The organism is Paraburkholderia sp. C35, assembly GCF_003121405.1.
In the GTDB taxonomy this organism is placed as follows: Bacteria; Pseudomonadota; Gammaproteobacteria; order Burkholderiales; family Burkholderiaceae; genus Paraburkholderia.
Map to the genome: position 1 here is coordinate 36,039 of NZ_QBUY01000031.1, position 25,864 is coordinate 61,902.

Below are 25,864 nucleotides of genomic sequence, written 5' to 3' on the forward strand. Positions count from 1 at the left end.
TCAGCCCTCCCTAGCCGCCGACGTTGAGCTCCGAGCCGCGAACCTGCACACGCTCAATTCCTGAAATATCGGCAAAGATACGGTCTTTCGCATGAGTTAGCTGGGCAAGGTCGTCCTTGACGATGCAACCATTGGCGAGCAACGTGGCAATAATGTTCTCCGCCTCAATCCTGGAGATGCCAGTCAGGATGGCGGCAGCCTCTCGTTCATCCGCCTCGTCCCACTCAATCCGGTAGTCCGACCGGTAAGCCCCAATTTGCTCCCGGATGATTTCCAGCATTTCGTCTTCAGAGGGTGCGGACAACGTCAGCGACATGCCGAGCCGTTGCAGCTGCCCCCAGACTGGCTTTGTCGTTATAATCACGATCGCGCCACCGTTCTCCGCAGCTAGCATGACGGTGTCCAGCAGTTGCCGTGCAAACGGCGTGTCGTCCTCTGAGTCCGGCGACTCAGTCAGAACAAACGTCAGATTCTGCCTCTGGGAGATCTGCTGGCTCGCATGGTCAAGTGCACCAACCGCAGAGCGGTCCGGATTAATCTCGCGGTTGCTGATCAGCTCTTTCGTGCCCTGAGACAACGTGTGAACGTACACAGGTGCATTATTCAGACCTTGTGCGATCTCACGAAGGATGTCGAGGACACGCGAGCGTTCCGCGCTCCGAATCGAAATGAACGGGACCCTGGCTTTCAGGTAGCGTGTCAGCGTGCTGCGAAATTCTTTGGTATCGCTCATGCTTATGTCAGGATGTTCCGGCGCCGCTGTTGTGTAGCTACGCTCGTGTTGTTATTCGTAGAAGTGCGAGGCGTAGCGGCCTGAGGCCCTCCGGCAGGTGCCTCTGTGGCAGCCACGCTGCCGCGGAAATGGAGCAGGCTGCTGTTGCGAACCGCACTTGCCAGTTGCCCGCTGCGGTCGTGCTTCGCGCTATCTTCCAATGCCTTCTGTGCTGTTTCCGCGTACTGTGCAACCTGCTTTTGCAGACTTTCTCTCAATTCGTCTGCAAATACAGGGAGGGTTGCAAATCGATACACGCTTACAAGCTTCTGTCGTGCATCCAGCATTGCCCTAGCTAGCGTCGTCGCGTCTCCGCCCAGATGCAAAGCTCGCGACATCCCCTCAGCGATTCGCTTAAGCCGGACGTCGACGGTTTCGCTGGTTCTTCTTGCAAACAGGGGAGCAACGCCCCCCGTCCAGCTCAGCGAACCAGTTTGCATCGCCTCAATCGCCTCGTCATCGCTGCCGCCCGACTCAAATAAGTCGAGGCATACCGACCACTCGGCATAAGTCGTCGGTATTTTCATGCGAGAGCCATTCGTCACTTCACGCGTCGCACAAATGGCGTTGCGGGAAGGAGGTCCCACTCGGGAAACGCGCCAGCGAGGGCTTCGTTGAAAGTATGGCCCGACGCCATATCACTCGCCCCCATCGATGCCTGACGCCGATCTTGCGTCTGCTCGGGGCTTTGGGCCAGCGAGTCGGCGGGCGGAGTATCCGCTGCGCTGTTGAGAAATTGACGGCTCATTGCACTGGCTCCTTTCAGGCTGCGGACATAACGCGTCGAACGTTGTCGTGCGACGCGAGGATGTGCTGTTCCGGTGAAATCGAATCGATGAAAGCGGTCACTTCGGCCGCAATCTCGTCCCGACGTACATACTCCCTACGCCATTCAACCAATTCCGCGAGCGTTGCCTTCAACGCCTGCTCGCATTGTTCTTTCTTTTTGGCCGCTTCCTGCGCCAGTCGAATTCTGGCGTTGTCGATTTTCTTCTTCTCTGCGAAAAACCATCCGATCGAACCAATACCGACGAGGGCGAGGAGCCAGCCTGCGGAGAACGCACAGACCAGCATGAACACACCAAACACGACGGCAGCCCATTGCTTGAAACCAAGCTTCAGTTTTGCAAGCGCTGCATCACGCGCCGCGTCCAGGTATGCACCAAGGCTATCCAGCAACTCCGTTTCATTCTCGCCGCTACGCGTCGAACCCATCCATCCTTCGATAGACAAAGCAATGCCCCCCGGGACGCGAGCGCGGAAGGACGCAGTCAAGTCATCGTGCGCGTCACGAATCCATGCACGCGACAACGCCGTAGCGTAACGCTGCGTTGCACGTGTCGCCTTGCTCAGTTGCGGATTCATCGCTGCGTTCGTCAGCAACTGGGTGAAACTGACCCGTTCGTCAAGAATTGTGGTCTCTAGTGATTGCCGGCGTTGTGCCGCAACCCGGTCGCCGGATTCTTCGATGACCAGTTGGTTGAGTCGGTCTTCGCGCCGCAGCGGCAGTTCCTCGTCATCGAAATTGCTGACGAGGGAATCCAGCAGATCGTCAACAGCGGCCTCAATGCTGCGCGCTGGGACAAGCGGACCATCGAAAATGCCAACAAAGTGATCGCGAACGACTTCGTGCAGCGCCGCCTCGTTAAGCGAGGCGTTCAGTTCCGTCCACGTCGGACTGAACCTCGATAGGTGCGTGTACCGCCCAGCCCGATTCTCATCCGGACGCTTGGTGAGCAGCCCGTCGCTCCACTGCTCGCGTTGTGTCTCTACGAACCCGACCTCGGCAGCAAGTTCTTCGACCCACGATTCCACGCGGCGCGTACATTGAAGACGAACCTCTCCGCCGAATATGCCGCTGGCCAGTGCATCAACAAGAATCACGCTTTGCCGGTCAAGGCTCTTCGGATCCTGCATGCCGAAGTACCGGTCTAGCCAGACACGGCAGGCGTTCCCACGTCCGGAGCGACGGCTGATGAGCGCGAAGAACAGAGACGTCTTCTCGTCATCACGGCGGATAGCCTCTGCCAATGCACGTTTTGCCAGATCCTGCTGGTCATTCAGCCATGCCGCGAGTGCCACAAGTGCCGGCGCAAGCCAATAGCGCGGTGCCGACAACATAAGCCCTTCTGTCGCAGACTTGATGGTTTCCGTTCTGACAACATTGACGTCAGCCGCCTGCAGGATGCCTGTGGCCTGCCGACGAACCTCGGCGTAGTAACCATACGTCGTCTCGAGTTCCTGACGGATCTTGATCTGGCGCGTCTCGGCAAGCGCCAGTTCCTTGGCGCGCAGGTCTGCCGCGACGAACTGCATAAAAGCCTGCTCAAGCCGGGCCAGTTCGGACCTTGTATCAGCAAGTTCGCCACCGACGCCGGCCACCTGTTTCGAAACCGTCTCGATGTCACGGTTCAGGCTTCTCAGACTATTGTTGATGTATGTAAGGTCTGCGGCCTGGATAATTCGCTCTGTGGTGCTCATTTCATCCCTTAACGATTGACGTATCGCCACTTGATGTGACGGCAATTACCTTGTCCGCGTAGACTTCTACAAACGCGTATTGCCCGTGCAAAGCCAGAGCCCGGCCTCGAGTGAGCAAAGGCGGTAATGGCTCGAAGCTCTTGTAGTGTTGAATGATGTTGCCCGTTCGGTCGAGCGTGTGAACCTCATAGGGAGCGCCCAGATAGCACCTCGACACGATGCCAATCGGATGCTGGTCAATCGTGACGTCCGGAAACTCTTCGCTTATGGCTGCAACCAGCGCTTCCACTGCCTGCCGGTTATGGACGTGCCCGCCTGTGTCCAGCTTCCTGATAGCGTCCATATACGCCGCGGAGCGTTTCACACGAAGCCGCACGTTGACCTGGTCCTGAGAGAGCGTTGTTGTTGGTTGCACAGGTTGCTTCAGCGAAGCAGTCAGGTCTGAACTGGACGTGCCAGGTACCAGGAGCTTTCGAACCATAGATATTCAGCTAAAAATTAAAATACCCCTCGACCCGTGACCACGCTTTCCACGTCGGACGGGATACCCTTCCGAACTGATGTAGTAGTTCACCGTGCATGGATCGGGCTACGCTCCCAAGGTAACGGCAAGCTGATACGAATCTTTAGTGCTCGCTTAATGACTCGCCAACAATCTGCGTAGAAGCAGTTGTCGTCGCGCGCAACATCCGAGCCATGCGCTCAGTGCGCAGCATGCTCATCCTGGGCGCCCCCTCTCGATAGCGCCAACGCTAACTGGGCCGCGTGGTTCGTCCTGGTTGCATCTATGGCAATGCAGTATTGCAATAACGGCAAGACGTCCGACCTTGCACCGCAAAGTCGACGGTTATCCGTTCTGGATGATGCCCGCTAACTCTTCAACACAAACCTTGCCTCGATCTGTAACCGATGAAATTGGATCGATCTTTGAGGCATTTCGCATTACTCGTTTCCGCTGTGCCCACGAGCTACAGCACTTCGCAAAATAGTTCGGCAGGCGCGTACAGGTGTAACGGCTATGGGCTGATAGCCGTTAGCGCGACCGTCCCAATCAACGTCCCTAAAGTTCGGTAGCCAGCGGTCGCATATCCGAATTGATTCGGATGCGGCACGCGTGCCTTGTTTGCTGCCAGGACTACGCGCCGAACGGGCAAAAAGTGCAGGCACATACAACCCAACCGCACAATATGCTCAGCACTATCAGCGAGCGATCTTGTTGACAATTCAAATTGAAAACATCCATCTCAATCAATTGATAACAAATTAAATAAATTCGAATTGAAAATTATTAATTGATAACACTAACCCACTGATTTAACTAAATATTATTAGTTTGCGTCTGTCACAAAACTAATATATGATCCGGCCCAATCGATTCAGCCATTCAGGAAAGAAGATGAGTAATTTCGTACCGAATCTCAATATGGATTCGCAACCTAACAGTGACTACGTACCGGTGTACGGCGCCTTGATTGATCGTGCGGGCAAGTTTTCAGAACTCTTTGAGGATGCTGCAACGATGCGTCCTGGTACTCCTGTCTTCGCCACTGCAGTTGATCCGGACAGTTTTAAAGCCGCAGCGATTGGGGATTACGACTATCGCTTTCGTATCGCGACCGTCGAGAACCTGGGCTGCCACCTGCTGGTATTTTGCATACAGGTGGGAGGTGCTCAGTTCATCTGGCTGGCCGACCCGGCCGATCCGGAATTCTGGAAGATGATTGATCAAGCAAAGGCGGAGCAAGGACTCGGCTTCGCCTTTCTATCAGCGGATGGCGCCTGGTTTCAAAAGATGAGCGTTCCGCGTGACAAGGCTCCTTATGAGAGACTCCGCGGCAAAAAGGCGAGCGGTATCATGCCGTTTGCTTACGTGGCGATGATGCTAATGCACGACGATGAGCTTGAGAAACATTTCGAAGGAATGCTTCCCGGCGTCGAGGTTTCCTACCGGCGCATCTGTGTTCTACTGACCAGCGAGGTCACTAAGGCCGTCGAGTCCATTCCTGGTGCGGTTATCGAGCGTGCTGCGCCACGCGAGACGGAGAGTTGACGGGTTCCCCGTCCATAGCTCTTCCGTGTGGTGCCGGCTAATTCCTCTCGCACTGGTGTCGGCAGGAACTAGCGAGCGATTATTATCGTAGGTTCGTCCAGCGGCACTCGAATGATGTTCACGCGGGCTAGATGCTCTGTAAATTCCGAACACACAACGACTCTTTCCGGACCTGAAGTTACCCGAGAAGTTGTCTCAGTGGAAGCGGGATGCATGTCTCACGAGGCTGATGGAAACGCTAGCGCAGTGATCCAAAACTACCTATCACAAGCGAGGATTGTCGGATTTGGACAGGATGTCGCAATCCCGTCCAAATCTCTTGAGACATGCCCTCAATCAGGCGAACACCGTGGATTCGAATCGGTGGTGCGCTATTGCCATGACCCTACGTCTGCATCGTTGCCTTCACCGCCAGGTTTACCGTCTGCGCCATAGCTGAACACGTCAATCTCACCGTGCACCCCGGGATTCGAATACTGGTAAGCATTGCCCCATGGGTCTTTCGGCAGGCGTTCGAGATACCCGCCCTCCTTCCAGTTGTTCGGCACTGGCTCAGCCGAAGGCATTTGCACCAGCGCTGCCAACCCCTGAGCCTGCGTAGGATAGCTGCCATTGTCGAGACGATAGAGCTTCAGCGACTGCATGATCGTGCCGATATCTTGACGCGCTGATATGCGGCGCGTTTCATCCTGACGACTCAAAAAGCCGTTGCTCTGGCTTAAGCCAGCAATGTCGTCAAATGGCGACTTTACGCTATCAAACGGGTGGAAAATGATCAAAACCACAAAGGCTATTGAGATAGTAGCGACTGAGATCAACTCCTGCGGCGCCAGGGTCTTCAGCCAGAACGAATTTGGCTTTTTTGCCAAACTATTGGCGAGAGTCTGGTTATGCCAACCCACCTGATACCAAAAAAGCCCAAACGCCAGGAAGGCGTACACACCGAGTGTTATCCAGACAGCAATGAACGAGAAATTTCCCTGTTTGATGGATACAGGTATGGAAATCAGAACGGCGAGATGAAACACATAGTGAAAAAACACCATGAGCCAGCGTTTTGTATACATCTGCTGTGCTGCAAAAGCGCCCAGGAAAAACCACAATATGAAGGCGATGGACTTCTTCTTCACCTGCGCGCTGTACATATTTCTTTGAAAAGAAATATCTGCGATCGCTTCTTCAATGGACATCAAATTCTCCGTGCGGGGATTGTTTTCAGTTTTTGAGATCCCGCTAGCGTAGCTAGCGCTTACCCCCTTAAACGGCAAACACGAGCAAAATCTTTATGGTAGCCACGATGAATATTTTCGCGCAAATGCACACTCGAGCTTTGACTACCCAGCAGCATTTCGTAATGCCGGTCACGCTACCATAAGCCACGACGCGCCACGAGACATGCGTCAGCAGACCTGTCTCGTGAGGGTCGGTCGGTGAAGACGAAGCCCCGCTATCCCCAAATGCAGAGAGCAACGACCATAGTGACCAACACGCCGAGGACAGCACCCTCTATAAAAAGCCTGGTTCGCAACTGCTCCCGCAGAGCGACTACTTCGTCCGCCGATTTTTTCGCCGCGCCTTTCGCCTTAGCGAGTGCGGACCTTGTCGCGGTCAAAGCTTCATTCGCAGCCGTAAGGCTCTCACCAGCGATATCAAGCTCGCCTTGAAGAGTGGCGACCTTGGTAACAATCCGACTTGCTCCTGATCGCAGGTCAGCGATGTCTTTCTTCAGCTGCGCTGCATCCCTTTCACCCTGCGCGAGACGATCATTCCGGTCATTCTTTACAGCCATGACGTTTGCCTCGGCCACCGAAAGTTTTTCCTCAAGCTCGGTAATCATCGTCTCAAGGAATTCTTTCGAACGCCGATCGCTGATGACTGTTCCTTCGAGATATCCGTTCTTTTCTAACGTTTTGCAGACCCAATCTATGTGCTCTTCTTCGCGCTCAGCAGTACTGTTATTTTCCTGACGATACAAGAAAAAATCTGGCAACGGGATTTCAATAACGGGGATTCCAAGGCCTTGGAGTCGCTTTTGCTTGTCGACCGGTACCTCGTGCTTGTGGTGAACTTCGATGTATGCTTCCCCTTCCCATCGCATTGCGAGATTCGTCGAAGACGTGAAACGAAGATACGCGTCGGCGGAGTATCTGCCATCATCAAAGAGAATTTCCTTCTCGGTTGCACCAGCTTGTATTTCAAGCTGGTGTTCGCCCATTCCTATAAGCTTCAACCGGGTTCCGGTCAGCTTCGAAATCGCGTCCTTGAATAAACGATGCGACAACGATTCTCCCGGACCACCCTTCGATTGATCCGCTTTGTTCTTGTATTTAAAGAATGTCGTTTTATTCTCGAGAACTACGTGCTCCATCGGATAGCGGGATCCCGATTTGTGCGGGCTCCAATACGTCTTTCCGAGTGACTTGCCGCCGAACGGTATACGTGCGATCCGCTCCTGGATGGCGCTGACCCGCTCCGGACCCGTGCTGCTTACATAGGCCCAGGGATGCTCCACTTCTGCCATTCATCTGTCCCGTGAGGTTTAGCGCAAAGCTTCACACCAAACGGATCGTTCATTCGTAGCCTTAGACTTCGCTGCCCTATTGGGTGGCGGCGTTGTCAAACGCTTACTCGTGTGAAGCATTTGCGACTCATTGTCCAATTGCAATATCGGCAAAATGAGATAGCGCCTTAACCGTGAAATCGCGCTCGAAACGCCAAAACAGTATTGCAAAATTTGCAACTTCGACCTTAAGCCTCACCACGCCGTAACATACGACTGCACATCGTGTCGCTCGTGTGTGCTGTAGCGACGCTGAGTAAGGGGACGAGCGTGAGACACATTTTGAACGCGTGCTTCCCGGCACTGAGGTCTTGTACAGGCTCACTTGCTTTGTAGACCAACCAAGCTACGAAGCCAGTCAAGTCTCTATAGGGAGCCCGATGGCCTAGCGCCGACGACAACATCAGGGGAAGCTCCAGAGTTCCGAACGCGTCGCATCACCGTCCCAATCGGAAGTAAACACGAACTCGACGATGCTCAAGGGAACGTCAGCGCGTCGTGGGCGATATCAATTCCGTGATGTCGGAGAACTTCTGCGCAAAATGTGACCCAGTCCGCCTCAGTGGTTCGACCGTGCGTGCAATATAGACAATGCGCCGCATCGCCCATCGCCTCACTTCGATGCACGTCGATACCCCAACGCTTGCTGAAGCGCGCCCAGCACGGTCCGTCTCCGCCATTCAACCAAAGCGTATCTCCGTTCGCGGAAACGGCAATTTCATATGCAGCCTCTGCGGCCCTCTCCTGAATGCTCATTGCTTATCTTGATTTCGAGTTGACATGCGGTCGAACTGATGACCGAAACGGCCGAAGAAACTGGCGCCGGCGGTCAACCCAACATTCAGCTTACGGTTGACCAAATGCGACCGCGAATTCGTCGGAGTAAATCTCTGCCAACGCTCCGCGCAACGCTGCGGCCCGCTTTTCACCATACACATCCTCGAAGCGATTCTGGGCCTTGCGCCACAGACGGTTCGATTCAGCGAGTTTCGCCCGTCCAGCCGGAGTCAACTCCATGCGGCGACTACGACCATCATCGAGATCTGGTCTCTGAACAAGGTATCCATCGCGCTCTAGTGGCTTAATGTTACGTGCAAGTGCTGAGCGGTCGAGCACCAGTGAGTGTGCCAGTTCGGTCATGGTCGGGTTACCTGCCCGTTGAACGTTCACCAGGATCGCTCGCTGAGCCACGCTGAGCCCGCAAGGAGCCAGAACAGAATCGTAGAGCTGCGAGAGTCGCCGTGCTGCCTTGCGCAGTACGGCTCCGTTGCAAACCTGAGAATCTCGTGCATTTGACCGTGACACTTCAAGCAACTCCGTAGACGCAATATTCCGACCCGATATGGTCGGCGCAACAGAATGTTGCTGTCAAGTGTGTTGATTCATGTCCGCACGGGCAAGTACATTGAGCATGTAAAATTATGTGCATATACCCGCATATCTGATCAGGGAAAGTGTCGATGAGCGCCATTCCTCCGCAAACGGCAGTTCGAGTGCCGCATCGCTCTCATGCCCGTATCCACGCCATGTTGGAAGCGCCAATCGCGCCCTTGCTCGCGCGGATGGGCTGGTCGAACATGCTCATGATGCTGGCACAATCGTCAACTGGCCTTGTAGAGACCTGGTTTCTCGCGAAACTTGGCACCCAGGTGCTGGCTGGGGTAGCTGTGATCATGCCAGTTTTGATGCTGATGCAGACCATGTCAGGCGGAGCGATCGGCGGCGGAATTTCGTCATCTGTCGCTCGCACGCTTGGGGCCGGCAACACCGAATTGGCCAATCAGCTTGCCCGCCACGCGGTGACGTTCAATACCATTGTTGGCACCGTGTTCTCGGCGGCCCTGTTGATATTCGCGAGGCCACTTTTCCACATGCTCGGCGCGAACGGTGCGGCACTCGAAGCAGCTACCACTTACGGACACATACTCTTTGCCGGGCTGCCGCTGATGTGGGCGATGAACGCTCTTGCGAGTGTTATTCGCGGCACTGGCAACATGACGGTCCCCGGGGCAGTGAACTGTGCTGGCGCTGTAATCCTCATTCCAGTATCGCCCTGCCTGATCTTCGGTATCGGTCCGCTGCCGAAACTGGGTGTCGCTGGCGGAGCATGGGCGCTGGTCGCTTTTTATGCAGTCGGAACCCTTATCCTTGCATCGTACTGTTCGAGCGAACGTAATCCGGCCCGGCTAATGTTGGGTCCAATACGCTGGGCACCATTGCGAAGCATCCTTGTGGTCGGCATCCCTGCATGCATTAACCCCCTCTTAACGAACGCTCTGATAGCTCTGACGGGCGCAGCGGTCGGTGCGTACGCCGGAACGGCGGCACTCGCGGGTTATGCAACCGCCGCGCGTCTTGAATATCTGCTAATGCCTATCGGATTTGGCCTGGGAGCACCTATGGTCGCATTGGTCGGCGTGAACCTTGGCGCCGGGAAGCCCGAGCGTGCACGCAGCATCGCTCTCACCGGGGCAGCGATGACGTTCGTACTCACCGAACTGGTCGGTCTCGTAGCAGCCATATGGCCACACGGATGGCTAAGACTGTTCGGCGCAAATGAACAACTTCTTGAAACGGGTTCGACTTACCTGCGCCTCGTAGGTCCGTTCTACGGACTCTTTGGCGTGGGCTTCTCCCTGTATCTCGCTGCACAGGGAGCAGGTCGGCTAAAGTGGCCTCTGGGCGCAGGAGCGCTACGCCTTGCTCTGTTTGCCGGTGCCGGCACGTGTGCGCTACATGTGACGCGCTCGCTCCCGTTATTCTTTTCGTTTGGCGCATTGGCGATGCTTGGGTACGGCATCATCAACCTGTGGTCCGTTGCGTCAGGGCGTTGGCTGTGCGACTGAACTTCACCTATCACAACCTCGTCCACGACAGGTTTTGGTGCAACGTTTTGGGATTTTGCCATCTTCTCTGAACGACCTACGCGATAGCAAGATATCCTTAATGGAATGCCGAACATTCAAGGCTCGGCATTCTTCCACACCATTGCCAGATATCAACCGCGTGAACGCCTTCGTGTCGTGTCCTTACTTGTGCCGGACAGCGGATTCCATCCCGGAAATATCCGCGTGATGCGCGCCGTCACCAACGAAACACGCATGAAATGCACACGCCGCAGCGTCCCATTCCGGACTGTAGCCGAGACGCTTAAGGACTTGGTCTACTTTAGGCGTGTGGAGCAGGCAGGCAGTTGACGAGGCAGGCACGGGCAAGCCTGGCATCTCAAAGTTATGGATACCGTGAGTTATCAACAGCGCAATCGAGTCAATCGTCAACTGTGATGCGTTGAGGCGATTACTACGCCTCAGCGCCAGAATGGACGCGTCCAGAGGCTGCCGAAACGGGATAACAAACAGGTGTGTGTTGCTGCTACCTTTGCTCAGCGCGATTGAAACCGAACCATTCGCTCTCCAGGTGTCAAGCGCCGCCCAGACGGTTGGCTCCGCGGGATTGGCTAGCCAAACCAAACGCGCATCTTCCAGTTGAAGAAAGAACATCAGTAACGGTTCGCCGGTGGTACCTACCAAAAACACATCGAACACCGACCGGCGCGCATTTACGTACGACAACGGGTCAAAGTTGACCATCTGCTCCAGAACCATACCTCTAACTCGAGCGTGGGCGCCCTTATGCTCCGATGCGGGCATCATAAGACCGAGAGGGATGGAAGACGGTTGCGACACTGCATTGAGGATGCTCATGGGATTCAATCTCCTTTCAAAATTGCGAATGGAATGGAGATTAATCATCCACCTCGTATAAATCAACGTTTAAATACGATTCATCAAAAAACAGTTCAAAAAATCATAAAGATTTATATAATGTATAAATAATTGGATATTTTTCATAAACCATTGATTTATACAGAAACCAACTTTAATCTAATCGAAACACCACGAGTACTGATGCGAATAATCGAAATTACGCGCACAGTTTCGATTAATATTTTATACCTATACTTATGAAAAGCTACTTCGATTCTCTCTACGACGCCATCGAATGCGGCGAAGGTGCACTGAACATGCCACTGTTCGAACGTGTGCACCTCATGTCTCTCGAGCAAGATAGCCGGACAAGTTACATTATCTCCGGTGATGAATTGACCCATGTCCCAACATGGCTTTCAGACCGCAACATCATCGTTCTGCCGATGTTCGGATTGGATTCCGACGCAATCGGCGACGTTGATTCAGAATTCAATCTCGACATCAAGCCGAAGGCAGACGGCACACGCGTGTCGTGCCTGATGTTAGCCGACGATACTGTAGCTCTCACCTCGTCGGCCCCTCACTGGGCCGACGTCGGGCACGAAGACGACTTTCATATTCTCTGGTTGTTCGACAATGAAGCGTTGCTCTCCAGTTACGAGATTAACGATGACGTCCTTGACGAATTGCAAATCGCGAGCGCTATTGCCGAAGACCATAAGCCGCTGACCAGTGAAGAATCGCATGCGTGGCAAAGACTCGCTGCGCAAGCAGAATTTGTCGGCATCTTTGAATGCATCAATCTTGCCAACGATTAACCGTCCCGCTTCGTCTCAAATTCGTTCATACAGGAGAAGGCCAATAATTGCTAACAGACTATCGGCATGGCGCAGGATAGCTCACCTCCGATACCGAAAGCAGTCGTTATGAGCTGTACACGCTCGATAACATGCGATTCCGCGCTGTAACCATATCATCAACAACCGCGCTACTGAAAGCGAATTCAAAAGTCTCTCAGGCATAAAGACTTAAAGTAGAGTGAAAAACATCTCTCTCGCTAAAAATCTAGATGTCGCCGCTGATGAGGCCTTCAAAGCACTAGTTCGTTAACTATCCGAAAGTTTCGGCGATAATGGATTCCGAATATCCCTGAACTGACACTCGCTTTGGACCACGTCTATCGTACAGTGCCCGGTTTCTAGGGGAAATTTTCGCACGAGGTGATCAGAGAGGCGCTCAACGAAGGCAAGCGATCGCGGGCTTCAGGGTATCGAATGCCTCGGTCTCGATGACCGCCAGCATATCGACGTTAACGTCAAAGCCGATGTAAAGTGTCTCTGGATATGTCAGCGCAGATATCAGCAAGGATCAGTGCTCGGGATTCAGACCTACGCCCATCCACCGTCTGCCTGAACGTCTGCGCCGTTAATGAAACTGGAAGAATCCGACGCCAGAAATGCAACGATCGATCCCATCTCGTCGGGCTGCCCTACTCGTCCTAGCGGTACGGCGGAGATTGCGTTTTCCTTGAACGCCGCAGCGATTTTCTCGTCGGCGAGGGAAGCTTGCTGCGCCGGTGTGGCGATTGGACCAGGGCTGAGAACATTTACCCGTGATCGACTAACGCAACCAAAGACAGAAAAATAAATGCACTGTTGTCAAATTTGACAAGGGTGAGGTGCCACTGAAAGCATTTATTCCTACGCTAATGGTAACTAGACTTCAAATACGCGAGCTGCTTTCGACGCTTGCAGACCGACAACTTCGAAGGGGCATCTACCATGAACCGTTTTGTACAATTCGCATCAGTCGCTACTTTGATTTGCGCACCCCTGTACGCGATTGCACAGCCGGGTGACGGTGCAACGCGCGCGAGCGTAAAGGCTGATCTTGTGAAACTCGAGCAAGCGGGTTACATGCCGGGTGTAGATGATTGGCGTTATCCAGCAAATCTGCAAGCTGCCCAGGAACGCGTCGCGGGTCGCGGTGTGGACACGAGCGGATACGGCGGCTCCATTTCCAACGCTTCACAATCGGGAACGCATAACGGCGGTCAAAGCATCGAAAATTGACGGTCCGTATCGCCAAAGCCACACGGGAATGCCGGATTTCGTATTATCGTGACACGACTAAAGCTGCAGGAGCACCACCGTTACAGCGTTATCACCCAATGGCAATAAATTGTGCGAACTGCATTTATGAAGAAAGCGATGACAACCGCACTCCTCCCGCACGCAGGTTAGCCAACGCCCTAGAGTCCAAAACCTCACAAGGCTTCTTAAAGCTGCCGCCCTGGAGCCAGCAGGAGGAATGCGGCCATCCATCAAGACCCGATCTTATCGATATCATTGGGTAAACGTTTGCAATAGCAACGACGTTCTCATCTGTCACAACGAACGACAATGTGCCGTCCGAGTCGCGATGTATTTCTGGGCTCCTTGTCAGACCGCGTGACCGGAATCAGACGGTCAAGCGAACCGAAATGATGATAAGTGTCCGACCTGTCAAGACCCGCCAGACGTGCCACCTCTTCGATCGTCAAAAACGCCCCTGCCTTGTTCCGGAAGAGCACATCCATTGCCCTGACAATCGCTCGTCTGGCGTCCCCTGCCTCCTCTGAACCAATCTTGCGCGATGTCAGTTGCTCGACCGGCTCTGCACTGCTTTGCTTGAACACTGCGCAATCCCACAAATTTGGTGTATGCAGCCGCGAAACTCGTTTGTCACGCGAGCAAACGGCTAATTCGTCTTGCCGCCGGACGATTCCGCGCTACGCCCTATAAGGTTGAGGAAACGCGTTTCCACCAGATCACTCGGACTCGAAAAAAAGACTGAGCGTCGCGCTTCAAATGGGGATGAATCACACAGCCGCGTCACTCCACAATCTCTGCTTGCCTGTAAATCTGCTTGCCTGTAAGTATCGGGCCGGCATGCCGGACAGGTACATCAGTGATTCGTCACCATGCGCAACCTTCCTATCGACCAAACATTTCGACACAACGCGGATCGCACGTGTCATCACGATCCCATATTCATACGATTTGCAAGTTAAATAGACCGCGCAGTCTACTGCGTCATCAAGAAGCACGCAATAGGGATATTTGGCCTCTACTTGGGGTGTTATGACATCACTAGACTATATGGTCTATGAGGTGTAACTGGAGAGGCGGCATGGAGAAGTGCAAACATATCGTTCTTGCGGAGCATCCGCGCGGGTGGCCAAACGAGAGTACCTTCCGCGTGGAGGTTCAGCAGCTTCCGGAGCTGCTCGATGGGCAAATCCCCGCCAGAAAACACTATCTTTCGGTGGACCCGTATCAGCGCAGCAAAATGACCACAGAAAAAAGCTACGCGGAGAGCATCGTCGTCGGCGACACCATTATCGCCGACACCGTTGGGGAGGTCATCGCCTCTCGCAGCGACAAGATTCCGACTGATTCGCTCGTAAGCGAATATCTGGGGTCGTCGGAATGCGGTGTCGCATCTGGTTCCGCGGTCGAAACAATCGATACCGGTATCGCTCCGGTGTCGGCCTATCTAGGAGTCTCGGGTCTGACGGGAGTGACTGCATGGATGGGAATGACGCTCATTGGAAAGCCTGTCGAAGGTGAAACCGTTGTAGTGTCGGCCGCAGCGGGCGCGGTCGGGTCCATTGCAGCGCAATGGGCGCTGTCCAAGGGGTGACGCGTAGCTGGGATCGCCGGAGGCCCCTCTAAATGCTACTACTCCAAATCTGAACTCGGTGTAACTACTACCGTTGACTACAAATCCCCTGATTTTCTGTCAGCGCTTGCCGCAGCGACGCCGGACGGTGTTGACGTCTATTTCGACAATGTCGGCAGCGACGTGACCGAGGCGGTGATTCAGCGACTGAACAACTTTTCGAGAATCGCCTTGTACGACCTTTATCCATCATAAAACATCAACGGTTTGGAGACGGTATGAAGAAGAAAATGGTTGCTGCCGCGTTTGGCGTGGCTTTCAGTGCGGCGTCACATGCACAAAGCTCCGTAACACTGTACGGCATTCTGGATTCAGGCATCACATACGTGAGCAACCAGAAAGGACATAGCGTCGTCTTCGAAGACTCCGGTATCAATCAACCGAGTCGTTGGGGTCTGACCGGTGCAGAAGACTTGGGTGGCGGCCTCAAAGCTATTTTTACTCTTGAAAGCGGCATTCTGCTTAACAACGGTGCAGCGCGTGTAGCAGGCGAGATGTTCAGTCGCATTTCAACTGTCGGGCTCTCAAGCAAATGGGGCAAGCTGACTCTGGGGCGCCAGTACGATTTCATGTCCGACATGCTCCTTCCTGATTCGTCAGCAGCCCAGTTTGCCGGCGACTATGCATTTCACTTCCGGGATATTGACCGAATTGCCGGCGAGTCAGTGAACAATTCAGTCAAGTTGGTGAGCAATCCAATAGCGGGTGTCACTGTCGGTGCCATGTACGGATTTAGCAATCAGGCGGGTGCTTTCGGCGGGACTGCAGGTGCGCCGCGCTACAAGAGTTTCGGTATCACTTACGACAGCGGAAGTGCTTTCGTAATTGATGCAGCTTACACGGACGCGAATGGAACGATCGCATCGGCCGCAGAAGCAGCCATGCAAGGGACCGCAGTTCGTAACATGGGTATTGGCGCCCGCTACCGTTTGGGATCGGTGCTGTTATTCGGGAATTACACAAACAACAAGGTTAGTGGAATGCCCGCGGTGGGAAGCGAAACCGTTAGCGTGCTAGAGGGCGGTTTCAACTGGCGGTTCACCCCATCGATCTATTCTGGTCTTGGCTACATCTATAATCATTATCCGATTGCTCAAATTAGTCAGATTGCAACTGCGATCCACTATCTGTTTTCCAAACGCACAGATGTATCTCTGAACGTCAATTTTGCTCACAGCAATTCTGACAAGCAAGTTGCGGGACTCTTCCAGGTCGTTGATCCGTACACCAATCAAGGTTATTCGACCAGTCGCAATCAGCTGGCCGTCAGCGTCGGATTTCGGACGAAGTTCTAACGGATAATGATATGGAGCGACGTGACGTGAGAATCACGGAGCTCCGCAAAATTCGCATGAGTAGCAGAATGATCACACCACGGCTTTAGCGTGGATTCATTTGAAAAAAACGTCCATGCGGATACGGTTGAAAGAAAAAACTTCCGAATCCGAGCAATCTCTACATTGTCTATATCTCGAGCAATCCCCGGGACGAGCGATCGTTTGTCGACGGTACACGCTTCGATTCGACGAGCCTCTCCGGAACACTCCTGTCCCCGATACTGATAATGGACACAGCACGTGCGGGACGCGCCACAAAATACGTACGTCTCGCTCGCGCCTATGTGGACGATGAACACTTCACTGAATGGAGCCTAACGCAACCCGACTCCGGCTCCATTCCCGACGAACTCATCGAAAAATCACAAAAGCGGTCTACCTCAAGTCTTCTGCTGTCGAAAGATAAACTACATGCTCAAGACACTGAGTTCGTCAACAGAATGCTTAAGACCATTCCTCCGCTCGGATGGACTCTTGACACTGCGTCGACCCGAGTAATCGCATTGCTTTCCGAAACGCATGCCTACGCACTCACTCACGATTGCCCAATCGATGGCCAAACCGATAAACGGCCGCTTTGCGCAAGCTTGCGAGAGACATCTTTAGCCAGACACACTAACGTGCCCCTGGAATCGAATCGACCAGAATCATGAGCTTGTACCCATAATATAGGATGACGACCGCTCCAATAAACAAAGGGCTTCCCACCCACCATGGTGGGAAGTCGCGGTCATCGCTCTTATCTTGTCCGTCGTTCCGTAGAACTTTCATCTTCACACTCTCTGTCGAAAAGCATGTGAAGAAACAGTTTTTATTTTCAGAAAGCCTTACGCTTTTCGCCTGTGGACCTGGGAAGCGGAGACAGGTACAGACAGCGAACGCAGCGATTTCTTCACCACCGTAGTGGAACTCACCCTCCGCCCACATTCCGTCGCTCTCGAGATGGGCGTGGCATCTGGTTTTTATCCATCCGGTGTTGAACGTTTGACCCGGTCCACCGCATATCTCGCAAAGACGCTCGCTCATCGCCGTCGCCAGCTCAATCATTGCTCGCTGTTCAACATCGGCGCCCGAAGCGGCGAAGACGAGTCTTCCGAATTTTTCTTTAACCTGCCTCACACAAATCTGGGGTGCGCCGCGCTGCGTTGTTAGCTGGAGCATGGTGCACAGTACGTCGAGCACATCGAACCAGCCATCTGAACACTCAAACCCTCTAATTGAAAAGGGCGACGGCACCATGTCCTGCTCGGCCGTCTCGCATGGCTTGCCACCAAATATCAGCGGATATTTTTGCCGCAGAACATTCGACAAGTCCTCACGCATTGCTCCTCCCGCGTTTTGAGTTGCTTCGATGTCGTTTCATACGTCCACAAAGTGAACTTCACGTTTCAGTGCTCTCGATGCGCCCGGATCTCAGTGCTCTGAAGCGATGAAATCGTCTTCACTGGTCCCTCAGGTCTCAATCCTCACGCAACACCTCTCAAGTTAGAGCGTGTGCCGCTGGCGCCCGACAACGCTGACTCGCCCCTCCGACAAGGCAAGAACTGCGCACATACAAATAGATTTACATGAAACGGCACGTTTCATGTAAATCTATTTGCACTCGGCCTCGCGCCATTTAAGGAACCTCCCAAAGCCATTATCCCGCCGTCGAACCTCTGTATCGTTTTGATATTAAGTCCGGCCGGCTTGCACCGGTTAAAAATGGCATCAATTGAGTAGAAAATACTACTCAACGCATTGAATTATAAGTATTTATACGTTGACATCCTTGTTCCGACTGCATTACATTTTCACCCACTTAATCGACTGAGATTCACATCATCAGGTTTCAGTGAATACGCCGAAATCACAGTCCAGACTCATTAATCTCATATGACCATGAACCAGGAAAATTCTTCCGCCATTTCTCATGCAACCAAAAAGTGAACGCGCAATGACACCGAACGCTCCTGTGCGGGATACCGCACGGGACTCGCGCACGAAACGCATTCCCGAAAACGTAGCGAGAATCCCTGTCGTCGCGGACGCCATCCCTGACAGCACGCTGGCAAAAAAGATTGTCTCGGCGCGTACGCATCCTTCGCGGGTGTTGCCAAGCCACTTCATCGAAGCAATCGAACGCGCATACGCACCGGCGAAGCGCTTTTGGTGTCACGTTGATCCGGAGCAGCTCGCTAATGAAACGGTGCGTCACAATCCAGAGTACATGAACGCCGTTTCTCAATCTTGGGCAGCATGGGGATGCGGGTCGTTCTACGAAGATCTGGTCAACGCGATCCAGACGAAGAAATTCGACGAACACTGCGCTGTTGTGATGCGGACGCTACCCGAAGAAATTCTTTCGGGAGACGATGAAACTGTCTATGACCTGCTCCACTCCCGTTTCACACAATCGGGCGAGTCGACCCACCTCAAGTATCTCGAACTGGACGGGGTGAAGGCTGTTCGTTACATTCGTGAAACCATGGAAAACATGCTCGATTGATCCTCATGATCTTTGCGAAGCAAAGTTCGTCCGCCCTTCTGCATGAAGACTGTCGGCACGATTGGGTGGCAAGCTTCAAATTCGCGCTGCGGGGAAGGAAACTCCCCCGCTTTCTTTTCTGCATCTCCAGCGCGTGCACGAGATTCTTCTCGCATATCAAAAGAGCTATCTGTCCGACGCCTACTTGCCTTTCTCCTTTGGTCTGGCAATACCCACCTCGTGGCTCCATTTTTCAATGAGCCGGTCAGGGGCATGTCTGCCACGCGCCTGAGCTTTGCGGTGCGACTTCAACCCTTTCTCGATCAGCTTGCGCTGACGCTCGTCTGGTTTGAACTTTTCCACATGCAACCTCCACACACGGAACCAGCATTGACTGCGTGGAACTCTCGCCCAGTTGCAGCCGTGCGATAGCACCCGCCTGGTGGTACCTGATGCCGACATCCCACTTTACATTTAGCTCAGTCTACGCACTTATTATCGCCGTTCACACTCCCGCCGTCGGCTGGGTGTGATGCATCGTCCTGAGGCATGATCTCGCCGGCACGTATAACGCCGCTTCTGCAATCGGGTATCAACACGGACGTGCCGTCCTTCCAGCTTTCAACGCGCCAGTTTGCGACACACCACTTCCAGACGTATTCGGCGTCAGAGTTGTGGCCAGTTCGCCCTAGCAGGAAATACTTCCGGCCGCTTTCTGTGACACCCACGCGGCGCACGCAATCCAGTTCGACAATGGGAGTGCTCACTCTACCGTCTCGCTGCTCGACGTCGAAACCCACAAAGTATCTTGCGCCACTGGCTGTCTCACGAATCGACCATAGTTCGAGATAAATCTCCGGCAACTCGCTGACATCGGACGACAGGTAGATGCTCATTTTATGGTGACTCGCTTGTCGTAGGACTGTTCCGGCATCCGCGCGAAGGTCTTTTGGAGCAAAGCCCTTACCACCTCCCAAACTTCCTTCCGCGAAGTCCGCCTGATGGGACCAACAGGGATCATCGGACACCCAGCAATGGTCAATAGCCCGTTGATTGAACCACGCTCGAGTGTACGTCTATACGGGCAATCGGAGCGACCTCGTCCTCGCATGACTCATCGAAACGTTCAATGCTCACCATCGCATGATTTACGACGTCTACCCTCCGCGCCGGTACCCTTCTGATATCGCTGGTGTATAACTCCCGGGTTACGACACATAGCTGACGGGTTGGCTCATGCAGAACGCTCTCGGAGCATTCGATATGTTTCCGAAGCCCGTCACCTGAGAAATCTCCTGCAGGTGTGCCGACTCGCCCACAACCACTACATCGAAAGCACGCTCTCTCCATACAAACAGCCCGGTCGAATCGACACCCGAACATCGGTTCTCGGGACCTCCACGTGTCACTCCTTGCGCTTCCGCAGCACAGGCGGACAAGCTCGCTAGTCCTGATTGCGCGTCGCGTTATTTCGTAGTATATGTTGAACTCTATTTTTCAATATATACTTTGAAGTATACGGTACGCTCATGCATCCAGTTTTGCAAGATTGAGACGAACCACCCGCGCGAATCTTTCTCCTCCCGCGGCGATATTGGCGTCGTTTCTTTGCGCGCAACTCCCCGATACCCTTACCTTGCAATGGATTCAGAAGACGATTTTCGTCGGCGGGTAAGCCGACAGGCGCTAACTGTGCGTCGAAACATGGTCGAATCGAGAGAACTGGTTACTGGAGAGGACCTGCGCTCCCGGCTATGTATGAGCAGGCCGCGGCTGAATCGCCTGCTGAGATCCGGCAGCGTGTTCTCAATAGATGTTGAGGGCCAGCAGTACTTTCCGGGGCTCCTGACCGACTTGGACATTGACCAAAAGAGGCTGCGGTCTCTCTGTCGCTTGCTAGTTCCGGCGCCTGCTGAGTGTCGCTTCTACTATCTGACTTCCAGACACGTGAATCTGGGCGGCGTCACTCCTATCGAGACGTTGGCTGACGATGCTGCTTACCAACACATGAGACGTATGGCCCGCGCGTACGCTGCGACGTGGTCGCGCACATCGGTAACCATCTACCCAGGAAGACATCGAAGGCCACCAGTTCGGCTGAAACCCTTGATGACTGCGGTGACGGAAGCTGATCCTCGCGTCGGGCTCTGGAAACGCGTTGTATTGACGCTTCGGGCGTTCGGATACAGTTATCCTTACGCCCCTGATCCGCGCGCCGCTCTCGCAACTGTATTTGTTACTCGCCATGATGGCGGAGGTAGTCCTCCGGTTGTGGAAGCGCGCATCGAGGTAGAGGTCCAAGGCGGTTTCGCGCATGCTCACATCTTTGTCGGAGAGGAACAGGCGGTTGATCTCGCAACTAACGTTGTCAGCGCGGACGCTACGATTGTCGCGGTAGTATTACAGTTCGTAACTGGTCGACAACACCGAAGCCAAGCATGAAGGCCGCTCTCCTCGCACATTGATTTCATGCTGTCATTCAAAGCTGCGATAAGAGAGGACTTAAGGCGGTCGTCCTCCCGGTTCGACGGAATGCCGGCCGTCCAGGTGCACGAAAGAGACGAGCAAGCCATGGCCGAATCAAGGATCACATCGGAGGGGCGGACCACTGTCCCCGCGGAGGTTAGATCAGCGCTTCACCTTAAACCAGGCACTCGTCTCCAGTGGCATGTCACGCCGGGCGGCGAGGTCATCGTGCGCACGAAAGCTCTATCGCTTCTGGATTTGGCTGGATTGGTGGAGGCGGATAAGCACGTGCATGTCGAGGACATGAATCCGTGGAGGTAACTGAAGGTCTCCCTGAAACGAAACGCTCCCGCTAGGTGACTCGGACCTGCTGAAGCTCTGAACCAGCGGGTCGCGCCAAGCAGGCGGGCGTCCATCCATATGCTGTTGAGGGAATCACAAACACCTTCCGATCGGTTTGCTCTGCGTGAGCGGACGTTTTATGTCATCTCACGCAGACTAAATAGCATATTATCCAACTATTTAGTCTGCACCAGTTGGCGTTTTGTGCAGTCTCGTGCAAACCGAATAGCATTTGTTCGCGCTATTCAGTCTGCGCGAGTTGACGTTCAGTGCACCAGTTGTCCCGTGAATAGCCTACCTACAAGCAACTACTCCAGCCTCGAAGCCCTTAAAAAGTTCCAGAAGGGCGCGTGCTACTGCTTTAGTTCGAAGGACTTTGAGTTGCTCACTGGCCGCAAGACAGTTGCCGCGCGAGCGGCGCTCGTTCGCTTGCACGCGCAGGGGCTTATCACGTCCCTCGCTCGTGGTTCGGGACTCTGGCTAATCGTACCTCCCGAGCATGCAGATCGTGGCGCACCGCCCGTTCTGTGGTGGATTCACGATTTTCTCTCCAAGAAAGAAGCGTCATACCAGCTCGCCCTGCTGTCCGCAGCGCAGGCACACGGGTCTTCGCATTTCGGTGTTCTGGAAACACAGATTTTTGTACCCTCGTCCCGTCGAGTCCTCGAGGTAGGTCCTTTTCGGTTGCGGTTTTTTGCCAAACAATCACTCGCACAATCCCCGACGGTCACGCTGCCAACCGAGAAGAGTCGTGTCCGGGTAAGCTCGAAGGCCACAACACTGCTTGACATGCTTCGACATGCACCTGCAATCGGCGGCGTCGAACGGGCAGCACTCGTTCTTGGTGACCTCGCCCCAAAGCTCGACCCGGAAGACGTCACCGAATCACTGAACGCGGCAAGTGACGTTGCTGCTGCTCAACGATTCGGCTTCCTCCTCGACCTATATGGTCATACCCGGCACGCTCATCGTGTTGACAGGTGGTTAAGCCCGCATCGAACCCAGCGCACCCGGCTAGATACGTCCAGCTCTGCCGACAATTGTCAAATCGCTCAGCGCTGGAACCTCGTCGTTAATACCAGTCTGGAGAGTATCGCTTGATTCCCTCGCAGGATTTGATTAGCTGGCGAACGCACGCACCGTGGCCAAATGACGACCAGGTGGAGCGGGACTATCTGTTATCCCAATCCGTTGCGGCCATTTTTCAGGACAAGTTCCTAAGTCAACACGTTGCCATGCGAGGCGGAACGGTACTGCACAAAGCTCATCTCGCGCCAGCTGTCCGATACTCGGAAGACATCGACGTTGTGCTCGTGACTGACAGACCGGAAAGCCACATTCGCAAGGCTTTGCATCGCGTACTCAAACCCATTCTGGGCGCGCCACAAGAATCAGTTGCCGGGTATATCAAGCTGGCGGTTCGCAACGCGGTGGGCAAGTCGAAGATTTTGCGCTCGACGTACTCCTACGAACCGACTCAGAGCGCCTTGGCCGCCAAGGCTACGCTGAAGGTGGAGACTAACGTTTCCGGAGGGGCTAGCTGCTATCCGATGGTTCCCGTTGAGTTCAAGTATCCGGATGACACCGGCGTGCTCACCACGTGCACCGTCAAATCGTTTGATATCGACGAAATGCTGGGTACCAAATGCGCGCGTCGTTGCAGCTTGGACAGGGGCGAGACCTGTTACTGTTAGCAAAAGCCCAAATTTAGCGCGTTTCAGGAGTTGCAGGCCTTCGATGAAGACTGCCACTCACCTCTTTCCGCGCGCATAAAAAGCGAGCCTCCAGAGAGGCTCGCAAAAATCACATTCCGAGCACGTTTACCAACACCTTCGTGGCACAGGGATTGTCGCGAACACCCCTAATTCTGACTATTAATTATCGAAATCAATAGTCAGAATTTATTTATTTGGATTTGGTCGTCAGTTTGCGGGGTGCTTTTCCCGATGCGGCTCGCGCAGCGACAGTGCGCGATTTTCCAGAGTTGCCCGACGGATCAGATTTTTTTGACCGCGCTGTGACTCGGGATTGGGCCGCGGCGGCACGGCGTTGTCCTGCCTGCAACTCCTCCGCCTTAACCACTAACGAAGACAGCGGCTCATCGAGGGCGACACAAATCGCCATCAAAGTGTCAAGCGACACGTTCACCTCGCCCAGTTCCAGCAGCGAAAGATATTGCGGCGTGATATCGCAGAGGGACGCGAGTCCGGCTTGCGTGTACCCCATAGCGCGGCGCGCTTCGCGGATTACAGCCCCGATAGGTGGGCGGTCAGCCATTGAAAATGGGATTATCAAAAGACCAAATTTTCAATGATCAACCGGAATTAATCAACAACACACATTGAAAACATGGCACGAGTGGTTCGCGTCACATGCTCGTGAGTGTGGCATTTCGTCCACGTCGCGTAGTTAAAGGCACATCCCGTCTACCTAGCTGCAGCCCCCTAGCTAGCCTCAGATTCATCGGTACTGCGATGACAAGCGCGCCGCTGCGCCAAGCTCTGAGATACCGGATAAAAACAGTTGCTTCACCTGTTTCCAACGTTAAGAGGAAACAGGATGTCAGAGCAAAATCAACAACAGGAAAAACTAAACGTCGTAGAGCTTTTCGCAGGGGTCGGTGGATTCCGGCTTGGCCTTGAAGCGGTACACGGCTCCCCTTACGAAGTCACCCTTTCCAACCAGTTCGAGCCTTCAAGGAAAAAGCAGCACGCGAGCGAAATCTACCGCTCGCATTGGCCAACCGGGCTGCATGTCAACGAGGATATTTTCAAAGTCCTTGAATCCGAAGAAGGACGAGAAGCTATTCGCACAGCAAGGCCCGACGTCCTAGTCGGGGGGTTTCCGTGTCAAGACTACAGCGTCGCGAAACCGCTATCCGCCTCTGATGGACTCGCAGGCAAAAAGGGCATCCTGTGGTGGTCCATTGCCAAGCTGATTAAACAGCGCACGGACGACCGTGAGCCGGTCAAATACCTCATTCTAGAAAACGTAGACCGCCTTATCTCCTCTCCCGCATCGTGCCGAGGGCGCGATTTTGCCGTCATCCTCGCAACCCTCAACTCACTCGGCTACGCCGCAGAATGGAGAGTCGTCAACGCAGCGGATTACGGGCATGCACAACGCCGTCGGCGCACGTTCATCGTTGGTTATCACAAAAGCACGGACGTTTATAAGCGTATGCACGCGATTTGCCAGACGACCTCTGCTCCGTGGCAGGCTAGCTGCGCTCTTACCTCAGCATTTCCTTGCGACGTTATCAATCCGCTGGACGCAGTCGAACCCGCGTTGACATTGCGTGACGACCCGTTCGACGAACAGCTCTCATATCACCCCTTGTCAAACGGTAAGACTCGATTTGCAAACTGTGGCCTGATGCTCGAAGGGCATGTCCGCACATGCAGCGTCCGCGCTGTCGAGATTGCCGACTACAGCGAATATTGCGGCTCGCCTTCGCCGCTGACTCTTGGCGACATCATCCGCAACTCTGGCCCAGTGCCCACCTCCTTCTACGTGCAACCGGAACAGGAAGGAGCCTGGAAAGCTACAAAGGGACCGAAAGCCATCGCGCGCAACAAAAACGGGTTCGATTACACATACTCGGAAGGAGCGATGGCGTTCCCGGACCCGTTAGATAAACCCTCCCGGACGATTATCACGTCAGAGGGCGGGAGTTCGCCATCACGCACGAAGCACGCCGTACGTGAAGCGAGTGGGCTCATCCGACGACTGACACCGGAGGAGCTCGAGGCGCTCAACGCCTTCCCTCGTGGGTTCACAGCGCATCCCGGCGTATCAGATGTAACGCGGGCCATGCTGATGGGCAACGCGCTTGTTACCGGCCTGGTTCGTCGAATCGGTGAAGTGCTACATCGACTGCACAGCGAGTCACAACCTGTGTGCGGCAATCCGGATAAAACCGAAGTTAATACTGTGTTTTCCTCGAACTGACAAGC

23 protein-coding genes and 1 pseudogene are annotated in these 25,864 nt (G+C 54.1%); 11 read left to right on the top strand and 13 right to left on the bottom strand.

Annotated features, from left to right (window positions below):
• Positions 1-10: 10 nt before the first annotated feature.
• Genes DK391_RS44920 through DK391_RS19885 form a run of 5 tightly spaced genes read right to left on the bottom strand, consistent with a single transcriptional unit; the run spans position 11 to position 3,734 of the window.
• A complete protein-coding gene (locus DK391_RS44920) occupies positions 11-733 on the bottom strand; it encodes a hypothetical protein (protein WP_204117400.1) in 723 nt (240 codons plus the stop codon).
• 2 nt (positions 734-735) lie between these two features.
• Positions 736-1,299, bottom strand: a complete 564-nt coding sequence (locus DK391_RS19870) for a hypothetical protein (RefSeq protein WP_109479684.1) — start codon at positions 1,297-1,299, stop codon at positions 736-738.
• A gap of 14 nt (positions 1,300-1,313) precedes the next feature.
• The gene (locus DK391_RS19875; protein ID WP_109479685.1) at positions 1,314-1,520 is read right to left on the bottom strand and encodes a hypothetical protein; all 207 of its coding nucleotides are present in this window, start codon (positions 1,518-1,520) and stop codon (positions 1,314-1,316) included.
• 14 nt (positions 1,521-1,534) lie between these two features.
• A complete protein-coding gene (locus DK391_RS19880; protein ID WP_109479686.1) occupies positions 1,535-3,253 on the bottom strand; it encodes a hypothetical protein in 1,719 nt (572 codons plus the stop codon).
• A gap of 1 nt (position 3,254) precedes the next feature.
• Positions 3,255-3,734, bottom strand: coding sequence for a hypothetical protein (locus tag DK391_RS19885; protein ID WP_109479687.1), 480 nt, complete (start codon positions 3,732-3,734; stop codon positions 3,255-3,257).
• A gap of 915 nt (positions 3,735-4,649) precedes the next feature.
• On the opposite strand from DK391_RS19885, the gene DK391_RS19890 reads away from it, so the two are divergent.
• On the top strand, positions 4,650-5,303 hold the full coding sequence (locus DK391_RS19890) for a hypothetical protein (RefSeq protein ID WP_109479688.1): 654 nt from the start codon (positions 4,650-4,652) through the stop codon (positions 5,301-5,303).
• A gap of 371 nt (positions 5,304-5,674) precedes the next feature.
• Here DK391_RS19890 and gspG read toward each other — a convergent pair.
• The 3 genes and pseudogenes from gspG to DK391_RS19910 all read right to left on the bottom strand — a co-directional run.
• Positions 5,675-6,004, bottom strand: a pseudogene (gspG, locus tag DK391_RS19895) (type II secretion system major pseudopilin GspG); the annotation flags it as partial.
• A 746-nt stretch (positions 6,005-6,750) separates the two neighbouring features.
• The gene (locus DK391_RS19900; RefSeq protein WP_109479689.1) at positions 6,751-7,824 is read right to left on the bottom strand and encodes a hypothetical protein; all 1,074 of its coding nucleotides are present in this window, start codon (positions 7,822-7,824) and stop codon (positions 6,751-6,753) included.
• Positions 7,825-8,709: 885 nt separating this feature from the next.
• The gene (locus DK391_RS19910; protein ID WP_109479691.1) at positions 8,710-9,168 is read right to left on the bottom strand and encodes a MarR family winged helix-turn-helix transcriptional regulator; all 459 of its coding nucleotides are present in this window, start codon (positions 9,166-9,168) and stop codon (positions 8,710-8,712) included.
• A gap of 155 nt (positions 9,169-9,323) precedes the next feature.
• Between DK391_RS19910 and DK391_RS19915 the strand changes: the two genes are divergently transcribed.
• Positions 9,324-10,709 carry an MATE family efflux transporter gene (locus tag DK391_RS19915; protein ID WP_343225435.1) on the top strand — a complete coding sequence of 462 codons (1,386 nt, stop codon included), beginning with the start codon at positions 9,324-9,326 and terminating at the stop codon, positions 10,707-10,709.
• Between the two features lie 183 nt (positions 10,710-10,892).
• Here the strand turns inward: DK391_RS19915 and DK391_RS19920 are convergent, their stop codons facing one another.
• Complete coding sequence (locus tag DK391_RS19920) at positions 10,893-11,567, bottom strand: hypothetical protein (RefSeq protein ID WP_109479693.1); 675 nt, start codon at positions 11,565-11,567, stop codon at positions 10,893-10,895.
• A gap of 260 nt (positions 11,568-11,827) precedes the next feature.
• Here DK391_RS19920 and DK391_RS19925 point away from each other — a divergent pair, with 260 nt between their 5' ends.
• Positions 11,828-12,391, top strand: coding sequence for a hypothetical protein (locus tag DK391_RS19925; protein ID WP_109479694.1), 564 nt, complete (start codon positions 11,828-11,830; stop codon positions 12,389-12,391).
• A gap of 570 nt (positions 12,392-12,961) precedes the next feature.
• Here DK391_RS19925 and DK391_RS19930 read toward each other — a convergent pair.
• Positions 12,962-13,222, bottom strand: coding sequence for an SDR family oxidoreductase (locus tag DK391_RS19930; RefSeq protein WP_109479695.1), 261 nt, complete (start codon positions 13,220-13,222; stop codon positions 12,962-12,964).
• Positions 13,223-13,354: 132 nt separating this feature from the next.
• Between DK391_RS19930 and DK391_RS19935 the strand changes: the two genes are divergently transcribed.
• From DK391_RS19935 to DK391_RS19950, 3 genes are all read left to right on the top strand, one after another.
• Positions 13,355-13,645 (top strand): DUF4148 domain-containing protein, encoded by a 291-nt coding sequence (locus DK391_RS19935; RefSeq protein ID WP_109479696.1) that lies wholly within the window; start codon positions 13,355-13,357, stop codon positions 13,643-13,645.
• Between the two features lie 1,099 nt (positions 13,646-14,744).
• Complete coding sequence (locus DK391_RS19940) at positions 14,745-15,257, top strand: hypothetical protein (protein WP_162600863.1); 513 nt, start codon at positions 14,745-14,747, stop codon at positions 15,255-15,257.
• Between the two features lie 257 nt (positions 15,258-15,514).
• Positions 15,515-16,591 (top strand): porin, encoded by a 1,077-nt coding sequence (locus tag DK391_RS19950; RefSeq protein WP_109479698.1) that lies wholly within the window; start codon positions 15,515-15,517, stop codon positions 16,589-16,591.
• Between the two features lie 657 nt (positions 16,592-17,248).
• Here DK391_RS19950 and DK391_RS19955 read toward each other — a convergent pair.
• A complete protein-coding gene (locus DK391_RS19955) occupies positions 17,249-17,956 on the bottom strand; it encodes a hypothetical protein (protein ID WP_109479699.1) in 708 nt (235 codons plus the stop codon).
• 613 nt (positions 17,957-18,569) lie between these two features.
• Between DK391_RS19955 and DK391_RS19960 the strand changes: the two genes are divergently transcribed.
• Positions 18,570-19,121, top strand: a complete 552-nt coding sequence (locus tag DK391_RS19960; protein WP_109479700.1) for a hypothetical protein — start codon at positions 18,570-18,572, stop codon at positions 19,119-19,121.
• A gap of 180 nt (positions 19,122-19,301) precedes the next feature.
• Here the strand turns inward: DK391_RS19960 and DK391_RS44370 are convergent, their stop codons facing one another.
• Together DK391_RS44370 and DK391_RS19965 are read right to left on the bottom strand one after the other, a co-directional pair.
• Positions 19,302-19,463, bottom strand: coding sequence for a hypothetical protein (locus DK391_RS44370; protein ID WP_162600864.1), 162 nt, complete (start codon positions 19,461-19,463; stop codon positions 19,302-19,304).
• A 116-nt stretch (positions 19,464-19,579) separates the two neighbouring features.
• Positions 19,580-19,996 (bottom strand): hypothetical protein, encoded by a 417-nt coding sequence (locus DK391_RS19965; RefSeq protein ID WP_109479701.1) that lies wholly within the window; start codon positions 19,994-19,996, stop codon positions 19,580-19,582.
• Positions 19,997-21,671: 1,675 nt separating this feature from the next.
• On the opposite strand from DK391_RS19965, the gene DK391_RS19975 reads away from it, so the two are divergent.
• The 4 genes from DK391_RS19975 (at position 21,672) to dcm (ending at position 25,859) form a co-directional block, all read left to right on the top strand.
• On the top strand, positions 21,672-21,887 hold the full coding sequence (locus tag DK391_RS19975; protein ID WP_109479726.1) for a type II toxin-antitoxin system PrlF family antitoxin: 216 nt from the start codon (positions 21,672-21,674) through the stop codon (positions 21,885-21,887).
• Between the two features lie 306 nt (positions 21,888-22,193).
• Positions 22,194-23,009, top strand: a complete 816-nt coding sequence (locus DK391_RS19980; RefSeq protein WP_162600865.1) for a type IV toxin-antitoxin system AbiEi family antitoxin — start codon at positions 22,194-22,196, stop codon at positions 23,007-23,009.
• A complete protein-coding gene (locus tag DK391_RS19985; protein ID WP_239482890.1) occupies positions 23,006-23,602 on the top strand; it encodes a nucleotidyl transferase AbiEii/AbiGii toxin family protein in 597 nt (198 codons plus the stop codon). The genes DK391_RS19980 and DK391_RS19985 overlap by 4 nt, the downstream gene beginning before the upstream one ends.
• 865 nt (positions 23,603-24,467) lie before the next feature.
• Positions 24,468-25,859 (top strand): DNA (cytosine-5-)-methyltransferase, encoded by a 1,392-nt coding sequence (dcm, locus tag DK391_RS19995; protein ID WP_109479705.1) that lies wholly within the window; start codon positions 24,468-24,470, stop codon positions 25,857-25,859.
• Positions 25,860-25,864: the final 5 nt, after the last annotated feature.